This window comes from Pumilibacter muris, from assembly GCF_943193045.1.
Classification (GTDB): Bacteria; Bacillota; Clostridia; order Christensenellales; family Pumilibacteraceae; genus Pumilibacter; species Pumilibacter muris.
This window is the reverse complement of the sequence record NZ_CALPCN010000001.1, coordinates 117,194-131,920: the sequence shown is the minus strand read 5'-3', so window position 1 is coordinate 131,920 and position 14,727 is coordinate 117,194. Positions and strand designations below refer to the sequence as shown.

The window sequence follows — 14,727 nt, the reverse complement described above, 5'->3', positions numbered from 1 at the left end:
TTGTCACCCCACGCTCGGTCCGAACTTTTTTGTAATAAAGTTAAACAGATACACTACGGGCACAGTAACAAACGTTAGCAATAAGCCGAATGCCGAAAGTTGAGGAAGTCCTGCGTTGGAGTTGTTTAACGTGTTTTTAACCGTCTCTTTATATAACCAATATCCTATAGTGAAAAACTCTTCTTCCGACGTGGTTCCGAAGAACGAAACCAAACTCGCCTGATTTATAAAAATTCCTCCGATTGCCACTACGAGCAGAGTTTGAACAGTTCCGAACACAAGCGGCAACGTTATTTTGAAAAACTCCGACACAAACGTTACTCCGTCGAGCTTCGCCGCTTCCACCACAGATTCGGATATGTTGTTCATTGCTCCCAAATAGAGCAAGATATTCACGCCGAAGCCTATCCACACGTTGTAAAATATTACGGCTCCCATCGTTGTGTCCGGATTTTGTAGCAACCCTTGAACTTCTTTGTGAAAAACGGTTTGAACAAGTTTGGGTATGGCGCTGTCGGCAAATTGCTTAAACATGGTTGCCATTGCGATAGACGAAATTATGCTCGGCATGAACAACAACACTTTGAAAACGTTTTTGCCGCGCGACGCTTTTTTATAAATGTAATACGAAAACAAGAGCGCGAGCACGGTGGAAACGGTGGTGCCCACCAAAAACACAAGCATAGAGTTTTTCAGCGCCTTTTTATAGAGCGTGAATTTTCCGAAATCGGAAAACAAATTTTTAAAGTTTTGCAACCCCACCCACGAATAGCCGCTGTCGGAATTATAACTTTTAAAAGCCAACAATACTGAATTGAAATTCACGCAAATATAGAAAATGAAGAAATGCACGAGAGGCAGAGTTACCAAACACGCGAAGAATATTCTGTCGTGCATGCGTTTTTTGCCCGCCCGTTTTTTCACTTCCGAAATCATAAGTCCTCCGGTAAACTCGGTTTAAATATCGGTAAATTTACTCTTCCATGTGTCTTCCGTCCAATAAGCCGAAAGTCCGTCGAAATAAGTTTTTGCCGACGCGCCGTTGTTTATCATTGCAAACGACGGGTATGTGTAAGTAGTGCCGCCTATTTTCGAAAGCCACAAGTTGGGCGAATACCATAAGTCTGTGGAATAATTTTGCATAATTTTACTGCGGCTGTACATTGTGGCGGTTACAGCGTTTTCTTTTAAATCGTACATGTTTTTGCCCCAAGGAGTGAGCGAAGAATATTCGTCGCCTATATCGAACTCGATAGGCATGCAAATGCTGTTTATTTTCAAATACTCCACGCACGATTCGTCGGTGAACATGAATTGAACGAAACTCTTAGCCAAATTCTTTTTATATTCCGCTATGTTCCCGTTCACAAATCCGTCGCCGACGCAACGTTCCAAAAACGTATACCGCTCGCCCACTTTATCGGCGGTAGCTTTGGGAAGAGGCAACATTCCGAAACGGCGCGTTTCCATAGAATCGCCGTCGCCGTATTCGGCGCTTAGCTCTAAAAACGTGCCGCGAGCCTCCGCTCCCCACCAGTTGCCCTCAATAAGCATAGCGGTGCGTTTGCGGTTAAATTCGGGGTGCTTAGACGTAAGGAACGCGTCTTGCGCGTCGGTGTTTCCGAAAGCGTTGCTCGTTGCGTCGTTTTTATTGAAGTACGACGGGTTCGACGTAAGACGCTCCAAAAATTTGAGCGCGCGGTATCTGCCCTCTTGCTTATAAAGTTTATAGCCGTTGCGGGCGCTTATTTGCTCGCTCGCCCCTATTTCCACATTGTCGCCGCTTACGCCCGACACAAGAGTCGTTGCGAGTCCGTCGTAGTTATAGTTGAGCTCCGTTTGTTCTTTTCCGTCGTTATCGGCGGCAAGAGCTGTTAAAAAGCTGCTAACGTATTCCTGCACCGTTCCGCCCCACATAACGGGCGTCATGCCGAGCGACACGATTTTGTCGCAAAGTTCGAAGAACTGTTCGTAAGTTGCGGGCAAACCGTTGTCGTACTCGGTTTCTAATTTTCCGTCGGGTCCTGCCGAACGGGCGTCGGAAGCCGACTTCACAAAACCGCCGTCTTTCGCAAAATACAAATTTTCCTGCTCGAAAAGGTCTATGTCGTAAACCAAACCGTAAAACGTGGTTGCTCCCGGAAATCCGTAATACTTGCCCTCTTCGTCGCGGTAATAATATTTTAAGTCGCTGCGGATTTTATCTTTCGGTTTAACGTCCGATTCCGAAGCGTCGGTTTCGCCGGTAACGAAATCGTAGTTCAGCGGCTTTTCGTAAACGTCCGAAATATCGGTTAACAGCCCTTTGCGCGCAAGATAGTTCGCGTTAGCCGATGTTCCTATAAACACTTCTTCGGTCATATCGGAAATGGTGTTTTCAAGTCCGTTATTGTAGGTGTTCATTAAAACTTTAACCTGAACGCCCGTTTTTCCCTCTTCGAAAGAATGTTCGGCATACTTTTGCTCGAAGCGCTTAGCCATAGCGTATACGCTGTCGGCTCCGAGCCCGCCGTCGTATACGCCGACGTAAAGCTGCGTTTTGGTGTTATCTATACCGTCGCCGCCGCCCGAACAGGCAACGCACGGCATAAGTAACGTTAACACAAGCGCGAAAACAGTCAACCTTTTTTTCATAATCTTTTCTCCTTATATTGTTTGCTAACGGTTTAACAAAAATATTTTTACAGTTGCAGCAAAACCGCGTCTCCGTGTTTTACGTTAAGCGTTAAACGACGGTTCTCCACGTTAAGCGTCGTTTTTTCGCCGCCGACGTAGGCGCTAACGCTCTTAACGTTTTTCGCCATGTTAAGCGTTAGCGTTATATCGTCGCGCGGGGTTGTGGGCGATATTAACACGCTTTTCTTGCCGGTATCTTTATCGCTGAAACAGCCTACCACATATCTGTTTCCCTCAACGCTTTCTATGCTTCCGAATTTTTTGAGCGGCGTGGAATAAATATCGAAACCGTTTCTGCGATAATCGTTAAACATAACGCCCACTGCGTCGCTGTTTAAAAGTATGTTTCCGTAAGACGAAAACTCCTTGTTCAACTCTTGCACATAATAATAACGTTCTGTGGGAACGCCGCCGCGCGTTACCATAGCTTCGCCGTAAGAATCCTGACCGGGCGTAAAGTAACAAAAATATTGAATACCCTTAGCGCCGAACGCAAGGTCCGAAAAAACCTGCCACCTTATTTCCTCGCGCGAAGGCTCGCGGCGGTTAGGCTCCGAAGGGTGCGTGTATGCAAGAGTCGCCGCAAAAGCCCACATGGGAATTCCCGCTTCGAGAGTTTTAACGCGCAACAAATCGAGGTTATAATAATAATCTTCCATTTCGGTGCGGTAACCCGGCGTTTCGGGGTTGTAGTCTATAAGCGGATAGCTGTCGTAAGAATACATATTCGGCGAAATCTTTTCAATCCAACTGTCAACATAAGATTCGTAGCCCGAACTTCCCGAACCCGCAACGCCGTAAGACGGAAGCATATTCACATACGCAAGCTTATCGGGGTGCTTTTCTTTATACGCGCCTATGAACTCTTTTAAAGCGTCGAAATACGCAACCGACGGCTCGTCTAAAAACAGTTGTCCCGCATAAGCCGAGTGAGACGCGAACTTATCTATTTGCTCCATAGTCGCGCTAACAAGTTTTTCGTCGGGAGCGTCTTTATACGCGCGTATATTTTCTTCCACCGCAATAGAGCTGTAAAGATATTTCAGCCCGAATTTTTCGCAGTAGTCGAGCACCGCTTGCACTTTCTCGTCGGTATTTTCGGAATAACCGAAACCGTTCACAACGTTTATTCCGCTTTCGGAAAGAAGTTTGAACTGTTCTTCCGTGCGGTACGCATCGGTAGGCGTCACCCACATGCCTACGGCAATATTTCCCAGCCCCAAAACGTCGTATTCGGCGTTAGTGCCAAGCGGCGCGTCTTTGGGAGCCGACGAGCAACCGCACAACATAAAAACCAACGACAGCATGATTGCATAAAGCTTTTTCACGGCATTTCTCCTCATGATTTTCTCCGTTTGAATATATTCGGATTATTTAATCATCAATTTAATTATATATCCCGACTCGTTTCGTAGCAACCCCTTTTTATCATCAAAAACACCGTTTTTTATGATTTCGGGGTATTTTTCCGCTTTATTATATATGAGTATTGACTTTTTCTACGTTTTAAGGTACAATTTGAATATTATGAACATACTCGACGAAACCGTTATAGACGCTAATCCGTTTACCCGACTGAACGTGTATTGTCCTGCGCAGCCGCCGCATGGGCACACATTTTTCGAGTTTGCTCTCGTTCTGAACGGAACTTGCAAACATTCCATGTGCGGCGGTCCGTTAAAAGAGCTGAAACACGGCGCGCTTGTTTTGATACGACCCGACGAATACCACGAAATCAGCTTTTCGGGAAAAGACTGCTTGTACCGCGACTATTACGCCACCGTAGACGCTATGAAAAATATTTGCAACGCCATAGGAGAAAACTTTTACCAAGAACTTACGTCGAGAAAAGAACCGTATATCACTAATCTTTCGGTAGACGAATTTAACGCCATATCGCACAAATCTTCGCTCTTCAACGGCACAAATCCCATAAGCGGCGAGCAAGCCGCTCACCTTTCGCAACTGCACAAAACGATAATAATAGAACTGCTCGGCTGTTTTATAGCAAAAAACATAACGGGCAACGGCGCCGTTCCCGATTGGCTCAACGACCTTTACATGCACTTAACTTATTTCGATTATATTTATCTTTCAATCGACGAAATAATAGCCAAAACGGGATATTCGCACAGTTATGTTTCGCAAATGTTTAAAAAGCACTTTAACACCTCTATAATAGCCTACCACAACAAAAATAAAGTTACTTATTCTTGTAAAATGCTCGGAAACATGAAAATTATAGACATAGCCACAATGCTCGGTTGGGAAAATCCGAAAAATTACACAATCGAATTCAGAAAAATATTCGGTTGTTCTCCCACTCAATATTTGAAAAACGGCAAAAAACAAAATATTATTTAGTGCAAATAAAAAAAGAGTTTTGCGGAAAAGCAAAACTCTTTATATTTACCGTGCGTAAAATTCAGTAAGAAAACAGCGATGTGGAAAGGTATCTGTCGCCTGTGTCGGGCAATAACACAACAATTAACTTGCCTTTGCTTTCAGGTCGGCGCGCCACTGCGGTTGCGGCGGCAAGCGCAGCTCCCGAAGAAATACCCGTTAAAAAACCTTCGGTTTTTCCGAGCTCTCTCGCGCATTCGAAAGCGTCCTCGTCGGCTACCGCAAAAACTTCGTCGTAAATTCCGCAATCGAGGTTTGCCGGCACAAAGCCCGCGCCTATCCCCTGTATGCCGTGAGTTCCCGCCATTCCGCCCGACAACACGGCGGACTTTAACGGTTCCACCGCCACAATCTTTATTGCGGGGTTCATGCCCTTTAAGAATTTGCCTACGCCCGAAATAGTGCCGCCCGTTCCCACGCCCGCAACAAACGCGTCAACTTTTCCTAATGTGTCGCGCCAAATTTCCGGTCCCGTAGTTTTATAATGAATATCCGGATTCGCGGGATTTGAAAATTGGTCGGGAATAAAACTTCCTTCAATTTCGGCGGCGAGTTCGCGCGCCTTTTCGATTGCGCCGCTCATTCCCTTTTTTCCGTCGGTTAAAACAATCTCGGCGCCGTAAGCCTTTATAAGATTTATCCGCTCCGCGCTCATAGTGTCGGGCATAGTTAAAATAACCCTGTAACCTTTCGCAGCGCCTATACAAGCGAGCCCTATTCCCGTGTTTCCGCTCGTAGGTTCTATTATTGTAGCGCCAAGTTTAAGAACGCCGCTTTTTTCCGCGTCGGAAATCATCGCGTAAGCAACTCGGTCTTTTGCCGAACCCGCAGGGTTAAAGTATTCGAGCTTTGCGGCTATTCGCGCGTTCAGTTCGAATTTTTCCGCGTAGCGCGTAAGTTCTACGGTAGGCGTATTGCCTATCGTTTCGGCAATGCTCCTATAAATAGGCATACCCTGCGTTTAGCCTTCGAGTTTGGCAAGCTCTTCGTTTAGCTTACGCAAGTTTGCGCGCTCCAAATCGATTAACGACGTGAACACTTTGAAATATTCCGCGTCGGCATCGTTGGGCGTGGTATGATTCAAAAACGCTTCCAACAAAGCGGATTGCGACCTAACTCGCTTTTTTTCCAAATTCTCGATTTCCTGTTCGCTTTCGGCAATCGCTTTTTTCAAATCGCTTTTTCTGGACATTTTTTTAAACTCCTTTAATTGAGCTTGGCAAACTCATCAAATTTTAAATACCGTTTTAACACATTATTATCGCACATTATATCACTTTGCGGCTAAAATGTAAAGCTATTATTGCAACATTCTTATGCCGTTCACTGTGCTTTCGTAATCGGATTTAAGCTGCTCGAAAAGCGGCGGAATGTCGTCGCCGTATTCCGTTCTTCCTCTAAGCGCTTCGGTTAGGCGCTCGGCGGAAGCGTATAGCTTTGTAAGCGACAAATTCATGCAAACGCCCTTAATCGTGTGGGCGGCGCGAAAAGCTTCGGGCATATTTTGTGTTTTAAGCGAATCGCATAAGAGTTCATAACTCTTATCCTCCGCCACTTTAAACAAAAATTTCGTTATTCTCTCGTCGGTACGAAGCCTGCTCAAAACGTTGTCGTAGTCGGCACCGATTAAAGCGTAACATTCTTTAACGGTCATGTTTAAACTCCTTTCCCGTAGCGGGTAAAATATTGCCTTAGTTTTTATCAGTCGGCTTGCAACAAAGATTTCATCGAATCGTTGTAAAAGCTGAACGAATTTTTCTTATTGCGTTTAACTGTATACATAGCGGTGTCCGCCATAGTAAACAATGTGTCGTAGTCGCCGTCGTAACTTTCTACGCACGCCACGCCCATGCTTATGCCCACGTCGAATTCTTTAAAAGGCTCGGTGAGCTTTTTGAAAATTCTTTTTATTTGCGGTTCGACGGTTTCTTTATATTCCATAAAGAGAATAAATTCGTCGCCGCCCATACGCGCCGCAATATCGGTGCTTCGGGTGCTCGCCTTTATTCTGCTCGCAATCTCTTCCAACACCTCGTCGCCGAAAAGATGCCCGTATACGTCGTTGGCTTCCTTAAAGTTATCGAGGTCGAACACCGTTAGCGCATAGCGCTTGTTCTTGCCCTTGTTTTCCGATAAAATCGCAGAAATGCGGCGCTTTGCGGCGTTATGGTTGAAAAGCCCTGTGCGCGAATCGCAATCGGCTTTTTGTTCAAGCGACTGCATTGCCGCGAACTCCTCGTTTATATCCACTATTTTGCCTACCGCGCCCTCGAACTCGGGCATTTCGCCGTCGCTCCAAATAGCTTTGGCAATCACTTTGCACCACTTTTTGTCGCGGTTTATATTAAGCAAATATTTTTCGGAAAGCACAGGATTTTCGGGCGTGGTCTCTTTTATTTTCGCAACGAAATGTTCAAAGTCCTCGCGGGCGAACATGCGCGTCCATACCTTATTATTCGCAGGCTCTATTATTTTCATGGGAATGCCGAGCGATTCGGCGCCGAGTTCGGATAGCTTTATAAATTCGGGAACGGAATTGTATTCGAACACGATTTCGCGCGAAATATCCAAAAGGTATTGATATTTCATTCTCTCGCGTTCCAAAAGCTGTATAGACCTGTTCGACGCATCGCCGCCGTCAGTTTCAAGCATTTGCTTAACGGTGTCGTGAATAACGTTGTCGGTAGCGTGTCCGAAAGAAATCACGTTTAGTTCCGTTTTGAGCGATTCGGAAATGTCGTTCAAACATTCCAAAAGAAGCGGGCTGAACGCGCCGCATTCGCCGTTCAAAATCATTCTCATAGCTTCGTCGGGCGTGTACGGCGGCTTATAAACCCTTTCGCTCGTAAGAGCGTCGTATACGTCCGCCATAGCCACAACCTGCGCGGCAATGGGAATATCGTCGCCTTTTAGCCCGTCGGGATACCCTTTGCCGTCGTAACGCTCGTGATGCCAACGGCAAATCTGGTAGCCTATGCGAATAAGCGATTCGTTTTTTCTGAACGGAATGTCGCTGAGCATGTTTGCGCCTTCAACCGTATGCTTCTTCATTATTTCGTATTCTTCGGGCGTAAACCTGCCGGGTTTGTTTAAAATTTCGGAAGGTATGGAAATTTTGCCTATGTCGTGGAGCGCCGACGCGTTGCTTATAAGGCGAATATCTTTGTTCGAGAGTTCGTATTTGTCAGTCTTTTTAACAAGCCTTTCCAACAGCATTTTAGTGATTGCATGAACGTGCAAAACGTGCAAACCGCTTTCGCCGTTTCTGAACTCCACAATATGCGACAAAATTTCTATCATTAGGCTGTTGTCTTTTTCTTTTTCGTAAATTTGCGACGACAACAACTCCGACATTTCTTTTTGCTTTATTGTGAGCATAAAATTGCTCATGACGCGGTGCTTAACGGTACGCTCGTCGAAAGGGCGACTAATATAGTCGATTGCGCCCAAGTCGTAAGCCCTGTCTATATAAGCGCCCCCCGTTTCCGCCGAAATCATAATAACGGGTATAGACTTAATCCATTCTTTTTGATTCATTACAGACAGCACTTCGAAGCCGTCCATAACGGGCATCACAATGTCGAGAAGCATCAAAGAAATTTCAAGCTCCTGCTCGTGCAAAATTTCCATAGCCTCAACGCCGTTTTCGGCTTCCAAAATTTCGAAATCGGCGGAAAGCATGTCGGATAACAATGCGCGATTAAGCTCGGAGTCATCGACTATCAATATTTTAGCCTTAACGTTATTCATTGTTATTCCTCAACAAGTCGGCAACAATATTTTTTAATTTACACATATCGATAGGCTTAGCCAAATGAGCGTTCATTCCCGCGTCGAGAGCCATTCTCACGTCCTCGTCGAACGCGTTGGCAGTCATGGCGATAATGGGTATGGTTTTAGCGCACGGATGACTGCTCGCGCGAATTGCCCGAGTAGCCTCGTAGCCGTTCATAATAGGCATTTGCACGTCCATAAAGATTATATCGTATTGTCCGGGCTCCGACGCCTCGAATTTTTTGAGCGCCTCTTCGCCGTTTTCCGCGATTTCGCACGTCACTTCTTCTATGTCGAGCAACTCCAACAAAATTTCCGCGTTTATTTCGTTATCTTCGGCGGCAAGCACTTTAAGCCCTTTAATAGACGTTCCTTCGCTAACTTTTTCGGGAGCTTCCTTGTGTCCCGAATCGCGTATTTGTGAAATTGCATTTCTGAAATTCGAAACGAAGAACGGCTTAGGCAGGAAGTAATCTATTCCCGCTTCCTTCGCCTCGTCTTCGATTTCGTCGAAACTATACGAGGTAAGCACCATAATGGGAACTTCGTTGCCCACCTTTTCGCGTATACGCTTTGCGGTCTCCACGCCGTCCATGCCGGGCATTTTCCAGTCGAGCAACACAATGTTGTAGTCGTTGTTTTCGTCGTGAGCGGCGGCAACCATTTCAACGGCTTTCACGCCGCTCAACGCATACGACACATCTACGCCCGTATCCGTCATAAGCTCTTTTATGTCTATGCAAACTTCTTCTTCGTCGTCTACAACGAGAATACTTGTAATTTCGTTGTGAACCCAGAAATTCTCGTCTACCTTAGTTTTATTCGAAATGGCTAATTCGAGTTCTACCACGAACGAACTTCCTTTGTCGGGTTCGCTCGTTACCGATATTGTTCCACCCATAAGATTGACTATATTTTTGGTTATAGCCATTCCGAGCCCCGTTCCTTGAATTTCTTTCGTTGCCTCTTTGCTCTCGCGCGCAAACGGGTCGAAAACGGTTTTCACAAACTCGGGGCTCATGCCTATGCCGTTGTCTTTAACTTCGAACCGCAAATGAACGTGATTGTGCATTTTTTTGTCGAGCGATTCTATAATGAGCTCAATGTTGCCTTCGTTAGGCGTATATTTAACGGCGTTAGACAAAAGGTTCAACAAAATTTGATTTAAACGCAACTTGTCGCCGAGCACGAGTTCGGGCATGTGCCCTTTCGTTCTCACGTCGAAAGTTTGCTTTTTCGCTTTGGTTTGAGAAATCATCATCGAATAAACCTCTTCGAGGAATTCCGACAAATTGAATTCTTCTATATTGAGCGAGGTTTTGCCGCTTTCGATTTTGCTCATATCGAGAATGTCGTTTATAAGGCTGAGCAAATGCTGTCCCGATAACGCGATTTTACGAATATATTCGCGCACCTTATCGGGATTTTCCGCATCTTTTGCGAGCAACGCCGAAAATCCTATAATGGCGTTCATTGGCGTGCGTATATCGTGCGACATGTTGGCAAGGAAGTTGCTCTTAGCCGCGTTCGCCGATTTTGCTATATCGAGCGCAACTTCGAGGTCGGCGCTCATCTTGCGCTCTTGAGTACGGTCGGAGAACACTATAACGCAACTATCTATTCCGTTCGACATACTGTGATACAACGACATTCTGTATAAGTATACTTCGCCGCTCACAACATTTCTCATCTGTATATCGGTGGTCCAAGTGCGACCCGTCACCAAAGATTTTAATTTTTCGGTAGTAAACGGCGGATATTCTGCAACGGACGCGGCGAGCAAATGACGCACGTCTTTTTTCACGGCGGCGGCGTCGAGTCCGAGCACTTGCTCCATGTTGGTGCTAACGTAATCCGCTTTAAAAGTATCGGGAGAAAACAGTACGAAAATATCCTTGCTGTTCACAGTCAGTAATTCGAGCAAGTTTTCGCGCGACTTAACTTCGAGCTCTTTCTCTCTAACGCGTCTGCGGTTATTTAAAATAATCATTACCGCAATTACGGCGCCTATAACAAAGAATATGGAGCCCATAACCAACACCGTAATCGTTCTGAATCTGCTCATGCTGCTGTTAACTACATTTGCGGAAGCAACACCGAGAAGCATCCAATCGCCGAAGTCGATGGGAATATAAGCAAGATAATAATTCTCGCCGCCATGCTTGAAAAGCACGGCGTTGGATTCCTGCCCGTCTTCTATGCTCCAATCGGAAAGTATTTTGTTTACTTCGGAATCGTCTATACTGCACTCGTTTTTAAGAAACGACACATAATTTTCCCGCATGCCGAGTTTCGTGCTGGTTTGAAGCAAAACGGTGCCGTCGGGCAAAACAATGTAGCAAATGCCTTCTTCTCCGAACGACGTTATAGACAAAACGTCCACCATGTCTTTCGCGTTGAATTTTATGCCTATCGCGGCATACTCGAAGCCTTTATATGTGTTTTTTATAATAGGAACGGCAAACAACATAAACTGCTCGCCGGTGCCGTCTATTCCCACAACGCCGCCCTTATCGCTTTCGAGAAGTTCGTTAAGACTTCTTCTGAATTTCAGCTGTTCGATATTTCCCGACAAAGTTAGGCAATTAACGATATTACCGTACTCGTCGTCGGGGTCGGGACTTTGGGTCTCATTTCTGCTTATAAAATAAAACTCGGTGAACCCCCATTGCGACTGTTGGTCAACCATGAAAGTATTGAACTCGTTCTGACGGTCGCCGTCGCCGCTCTTTATCTCGTTGACCGAATTTTCTATATAGTTTTCCCAACTGTACATAAGCTTTCTGTGGCTAGACACAGATTGCGAAAATCTGGAATTTACTTGCTCGTAAATTTCCATTAAGTGCTCTTTGCTCTCTTTAAAAATGTGGTCGGACGCAAAAGCCGAATACACTATGGCGGTAATCACAACGGCAATTACACACACCGCTATTACCACAATGTCACGCCATCTTCTTTTCAACATTTTAGAAATCCTCTCGCAATTTTGTTAAAGCGCATAGCTTTTGTATTATAACATTATACGTTATTAAGTATAACATACCTTTTTAATTTTAGCAAGCGGTTTTAGAGCATATACTTGCGCGCTAAGGCGTTTAAACTTTACAATTTGCGCTGAATGCTTGACTAAACGCGCAATAAATACTATACTTTATGTTAAAGACTATAAACGCCCATAATTACATACGAGGTGTCGGATGAAAAACTACTACCAAATTTTAAACGTTAAGCAGAGCGCAACGAACGAAGAAATCAAATTGCGCTACCGCATGCTCGCCAAACGCTACCATCCCGACGTAAATCCGGGTAACGAAGAAGCCGCGAAACGGTTTGCCGACATAAGCGAAGCGAACAGAATTTTAACCGACCCACAGCTTAGAGCCGAATACGACGTGCAACTTAAAAACGCCTCAGGTCCGAAATTCACCACCGACGGTGTGCGTCATGTAGACGAAGCCACCCAACGCAATCTTATGGCTCAGGTGCACGCGCAAGTTCAAGCGCAAGTACAAGCGCAACTTACCGAAGTGAACGACCGCGCCTACAAAGCGGGATACGAACACGGATTTAACGACAGCCGCGCGACTTTTGATAAAGAGCGCATAAGAATAAGCAACAATTTGCGTCTCGCCCTTGCCGCAAACGAAAAATTCAAGAAAAAGGCTGCGGATTGCGAGCACGACAGAAGCGAACTCGAACAGGAACTGTTCGACCGCGACCGCGAACTTTCGCAAAAGAACGAAAAATTGCAAGACCTCGAAGCTCAACTTTCGTGGCTTAGAAAAGCGGCGGGCGGCGGAGCCGTAGAATCGGTTAATTCGCTTAAAGAGCAGTTCAGCGAATCGCAGCGTAAAATAAAAGATTTAGAAAAGAAAATAAACGATTTGCAATTAGACCCCGACGACGTTATAAGCTTTGCGGATTCTTCCGAAAGCCCCGCGTCGCAACACGAAAAACACAAACAAATTAAAGAGCAGCTCAAAGAACTCGATAAAATAACGAACGAGCTTTCAACCGAGTTCGCGGGAATCGAGGCGCAAACGGAGCTTAGGCGTCAGCTCGACGAAAACAACAAGTTCCTCATATCGATGGAGGCGAAAGCCAACTATTGGTCCAAAAAATCGAAAGCCGACCGTCGGCTCGCAAAACCCACTCTATACGGCACGCTCGGCGTTTTGATATGGGCGGACGATGAAGAAATTAAAGCCGCCTACGAGCACCTTTTTTCGCACTATGCCGGCAAACCCGACAACGAGAGCGTAAACAAACTGCAAAAACTCAAAGACGCTTACGAAGTTCTCTCCGACCCCGAAAAGCGCGCAGCATACAATGCGTCTATCGGTTGCACGACGGAACGCATAGCTAACGAACGCAAGCTCGTTAAAGAAAACGAACGCATACAAGCGGAATACCGCAACAAGCTCGCCGTTAAAGAATTTTGGGCGCATTTCGACGAGCTTTCCGCTCTCGCACTTGCAGGCGACGCCGACGCGCAAAATCTTTTGGGCGAAATTTACCATAAAGGCAAAAACGTGGAGCAAGATTTCGCGCAAGCCGTTTACTGGTTCAACGAAGCTATGGAGCAAGCCCACCCCGCCGCCATTTATAATCTCGGAGTGTGCTATTCCAACGGCGAAGGCGTTCGAAAAAATAAAATAATCGGCTCGGCGTTTTTCAGGCAAGCCGCCAACTTAGGCTATGAGCCCGACAATAAATAGAAAACGAATTCGCACTTTTATCACCAAAAAATCCGTAACCTAAGTTACGGATTTTTATTATACCTTTTATATCGATTTCACTTAAATTCGTTTTTCGCGTCGCGTTCGAAAAGCGTTATAAGCAAGTCTTTGGGGTGTATCTTTTTGGTAATCATTTCGTTCACCGCTTCGGTAAGAGGCATATCAACTTTAAGTTTATGCGCCAACTTACTTACGGCGCGGGCGGTAGCCACGCCTTCGGCAAGTTTATCGAACGGTTGCCCCAAAACGTAAGCCTCGCCCCACTTTCGGTTATGACTGTGCAACGAAAACAACGTAGTTTCGTAATCGCCCAAATGGCACAGCCCGTATGCCGAAAGCTCGTTGCCGCCGAGCGCTTTAATAAGGCGCGCAACTTCCCTCGCCCCGCGAGCCATGAGCGGACCTTTAAGAGTTACATAGTTTAGTCCGTCGAGCACGCCCGCCACAATACCCATAATATTCTTAGTGGCGGCGCCCACTTCGGTGCCTATTATATCGTTGCCATAGTAAAAACGTATTAAGTCGCTCTTAAACGAATCAGCCAAAAACTTTGTAAGCTCTTCGTTGTAAGAATCTATAACCATGCAGTTAGGCACGTTTTTGGTAAATTCCTGAATATGACCGGGTCCCGCCCAAACGGCGACGTTTTCTTTGGGTATGCCGCTCTCTATCGCAACCTCGCTCAAACGCTTGCCCGTAGTTTCTTCTATGCCTTTCATGCAAAGCACAAACTTTTTGTTCTTTATGTCGCGTTTGGCAATTTCGGACGCAAATCCGCGCAATCCCTGACTCGATATGCTTATAATAACTATTTCGGCGTGGTTTAAAGCTTCGTCGAGGTCGCACGACACTTTTATGCTTTCGTCGAAGCGCACATATTCGTTGCGTCCTGTGTTTTTTAAAATTTGATAGCTGTAATCGTTTTCGGGTCCGAAACTAATCACGTTATTTCCGAGACGATTATTATACCAGGCAAGGAACGAGCCCCACCTGCCGCATCCGAGTACCGATACTTTCATTTTCACTCCTTTTCGGCAAACGCCGAATTTTTTGTCGCGTTCTGCGCAATATATTCCACTTCAATCGCCCGAAATACATGATTTTGCGCCGACAAATCGAATAAACGCTTTTTGGC

11 protein-coding genes are annotated in these 14,727 nt (G+C 45.7%); 2 read left to right on the top strand and 9 right to left on the bottom strand.

Features of this window, described 5'->3' with window-relative positions:
- Window positions 1-3: 3 nt before the first annotated feature.
- Genes NFR62_RS00790 through NFR62_RS00780 form a run of 3 tightly spaced genes read right to left on the bottom strand, consistent with a single transcriptional unit; the run spans window position 4 to window position 4,019 of the window.
- The gene (locus NFR62_RS00790) at window positions 4-936 is read right to left on the bottom strand and encodes a carbohydrate ABC transporter permease (protein ID WP_251612207.1); all 933 of its coding nucleotides are present in this window, start codon (window positions 934-936) and stop codon (window positions 4-6) included.
- Window positions 937-957: 21 nt separating this feature from the next.
- Window positions 958-2,634, bottom strand: coding sequence for an ABC transporter substrate-binding protein (locus NFR62_RS00785; protein WP_251612205.1), 1,677 nt, complete (start codon window positions 2,632-2,634; stop codon window positions 958-960).
- A gap of 47 nt (window positions 2,635-2,681) precedes the next feature.
- Window positions 2,682-4,019 carry a beta-galactosidase gene (locus NFR62_RS00780; protein ID WP_251612204.1) on the bottom strand — a complete coding sequence of 446 codons (1,338 nt, stop codon included), beginning with the start codon at window positions 4,017-4,019 and terminating at the stop codon, window positions 2,682-2,684.
- Between the two features lie 184 nt (window positions 4,020-4,203).
- Between NFR62_RS00780 and NFR62_RS00775 the strand changes: the two genes are divergently transcribed.
- On the top strand, window positions 4,204-5,040 hold the full coding sequence (locus tag NFR62_RS00775) for an AraC family transcriptional regulator (RefSeq protein ID WP_251612202.1): 837 nt from the start codon (window positions 4,204-4,206) through the stop codon (window positions 5,038-5,040).
- 61 nt (window positions 5,041-5,101) lie between these two features.
- Here the strand turns inward: NFR62_RS00775 and cysK are convergent, their stop codons facing one another.
- From cysK to NFR62_RS00750, 5 genes are all read right to left on the bottom strand, one after another.
- Entirely contained in the window at window positions 5,102-6,031 is a 930-nt protein-coding gene (gene cysK / locus NFR62_RS00770) for a cysteine synthase A (protein WP_251612200.1), read from the bottom strand.
- Window positions 6,032-6,040: 9 nt separating this feature from the next.
- Window positions 6,041-6,271 (bottom strand): hypothetical protein, encoded by a 231-nt coding sequence (locus NFR62_RS00765; protein WP_251612198.1) that lies wholly within the window; start codon window positions 6,269-6,271, stop codon window positions 6,041-6,043.
- A 108-nt stretch (window positions 6,272-6,379) separates the two neighbouring features.
- On the bottom strand, window positions 6,380-6,733 hold the full coding sequence (locus NFR62_RS00760; protein WP_251612196.1) for an Hpt domain-containing protein: 354 nt from the start codon (window positions 6,731-6,733) through the stop codon (window positions 6,380-6,382).
- Window positions 6,734-6,780: 47 nt separating this feature from the next.
- Entirely contained in the window at window positions 6,781-8,829 is a 2,049-nt protein-coding gene (locus tag NFR62_RS00755) for a bifunctional diguanylate cyclase/phosphohydrolase (protein ID WP_251612194.1), read from the bottom strand.
- Window positions 8,822-11,818, bottom strand: a complete 2,997-nt coding sequence (locus NFR62_RS00750) for a hybrid sensor histidine kinase/response regulator (protein WP_251612192.1) — start codon at window positions 11,816-11,818, stop codon at window positions 8,822-8,824. The genes NFR62_RS00755 and NFR62_RS00750 overlap by 8 nt, the downstream gene beginning before the upstream one ends.
- 232 nt (window positions 11,819-12,050) lie before the next feature.
- Here NFR62_RS00750 and NFR62_RS00745 point away from each other — a divergent pair, with 232 nt between their 5' ends.
- Window positions 12,051-13,571, top strand: a complete 1,521-nt coding sequence (locus NFR62_RS00745) for a DnaJ domain-containing protein (RefSeq protein WP_251612191.1) — start codon at window positions 12,051-12,053, stop codon at window positions 13,569-13,571.
- A gap of 77 nt (window positions 13,572-13,648) precedes the next feature.
- Here the strand turns inward: NFR62_RS00745 and NFR62_RS00740 are convergent, their stop codons facing one another.
- On the bottom strand, window positions 13,649-14,611 hold the full coding sequence (locus NFR62_RS00740) for an NAD(P)H-dependent glycerol-3-phosphate dehydrogenase (RefSeq protein WP_251612190.1): 963 nt from the start codon (window positions 14,609-14,611) through the stop codon (window positions 13,649-13,651).
- Window positions 14,612-14,727 lie beyond the last annotated feature (116 nt).

Bases quoted from the DNA above. Each gene is read 5' to 3' on its own strand.
- NFR62_RS00790 (WP_251612207.1), bottom strand. From the start codon at position 936: ATGATTTCGGAAGTGAAAAAACGGGCGGGCAAAAAACGCATGCACGAC.
- NFR62_RS00785 (WP_251612205.1), bottom strand. From the start codon at position 2,634: ATGAAAAAAAGGTTGACTGTTTTCGCGCTTGTGTTAACGTTACTTATG.
- NFR62_RS00780 (WP_251612204.1), bottom strand. From the start codon at position 4,019: ATGAGGAGAAATGCCGTGAAAAAGCTTTATGCAATCATGCTGTCGTTG.
- NFR62_RS00775 (WP_251612202.1), top strand. From the start codon at position 4,204: ATGAACATACTCGACGAAACCGTTATAGACGCTAATCCGTTTACCCGA.
- cysK (WP_251612200.1), bottom strand. From the start codon at position 6,031: ATGCCTATTTATAGGAGCATTGCCGAAACGATAGGCAATACGCCTACC.
- NFR62_RS00765 (WP_251612198.1), bottom strand. From the start codon at position 6,271: ATGTCCAGAAAAAGCGATTTGAAAAAAGCGATTGCCGAAAGCGAACAG.
- NFR62_RS00760 (WP_251612196.1), bottom strand. From the start codon at position 6,733: ATGACCGTTAAAGAATGTTACGCTTTAATCGGTGCCGACTACGACAAC.
- NFR62_RS00755 (WP_251612194.1), bottom strand. From the start codon at position 8,829: ATGAATAACGTTAAGGCTAAAATATTGATAGTCGATGACTCCGAGCTT.
- NFR62_RS00750 (WP_251612192.1), bottom strand. From the start codon at position 11,818: ATGTTGAAAAGAAGATGGCGTGACATTGTGGTAATAGCGGTGTGTGTA.
- NFR62_RS00745 (WP_251612191.1), top strand. From the start codon at position 12,051: ATGAAAAACTACTACCAAATTTTAAACGTTAAGCAGAGCGCAACGAAC.
- NFR62_RS00740 (WP_251612190.1), bottom strand. From the start codon at position 14,611: ATGAAAGTATCGGTACTCGGATGCGGCAGGTGGGGCTCGTTCCTTGCC.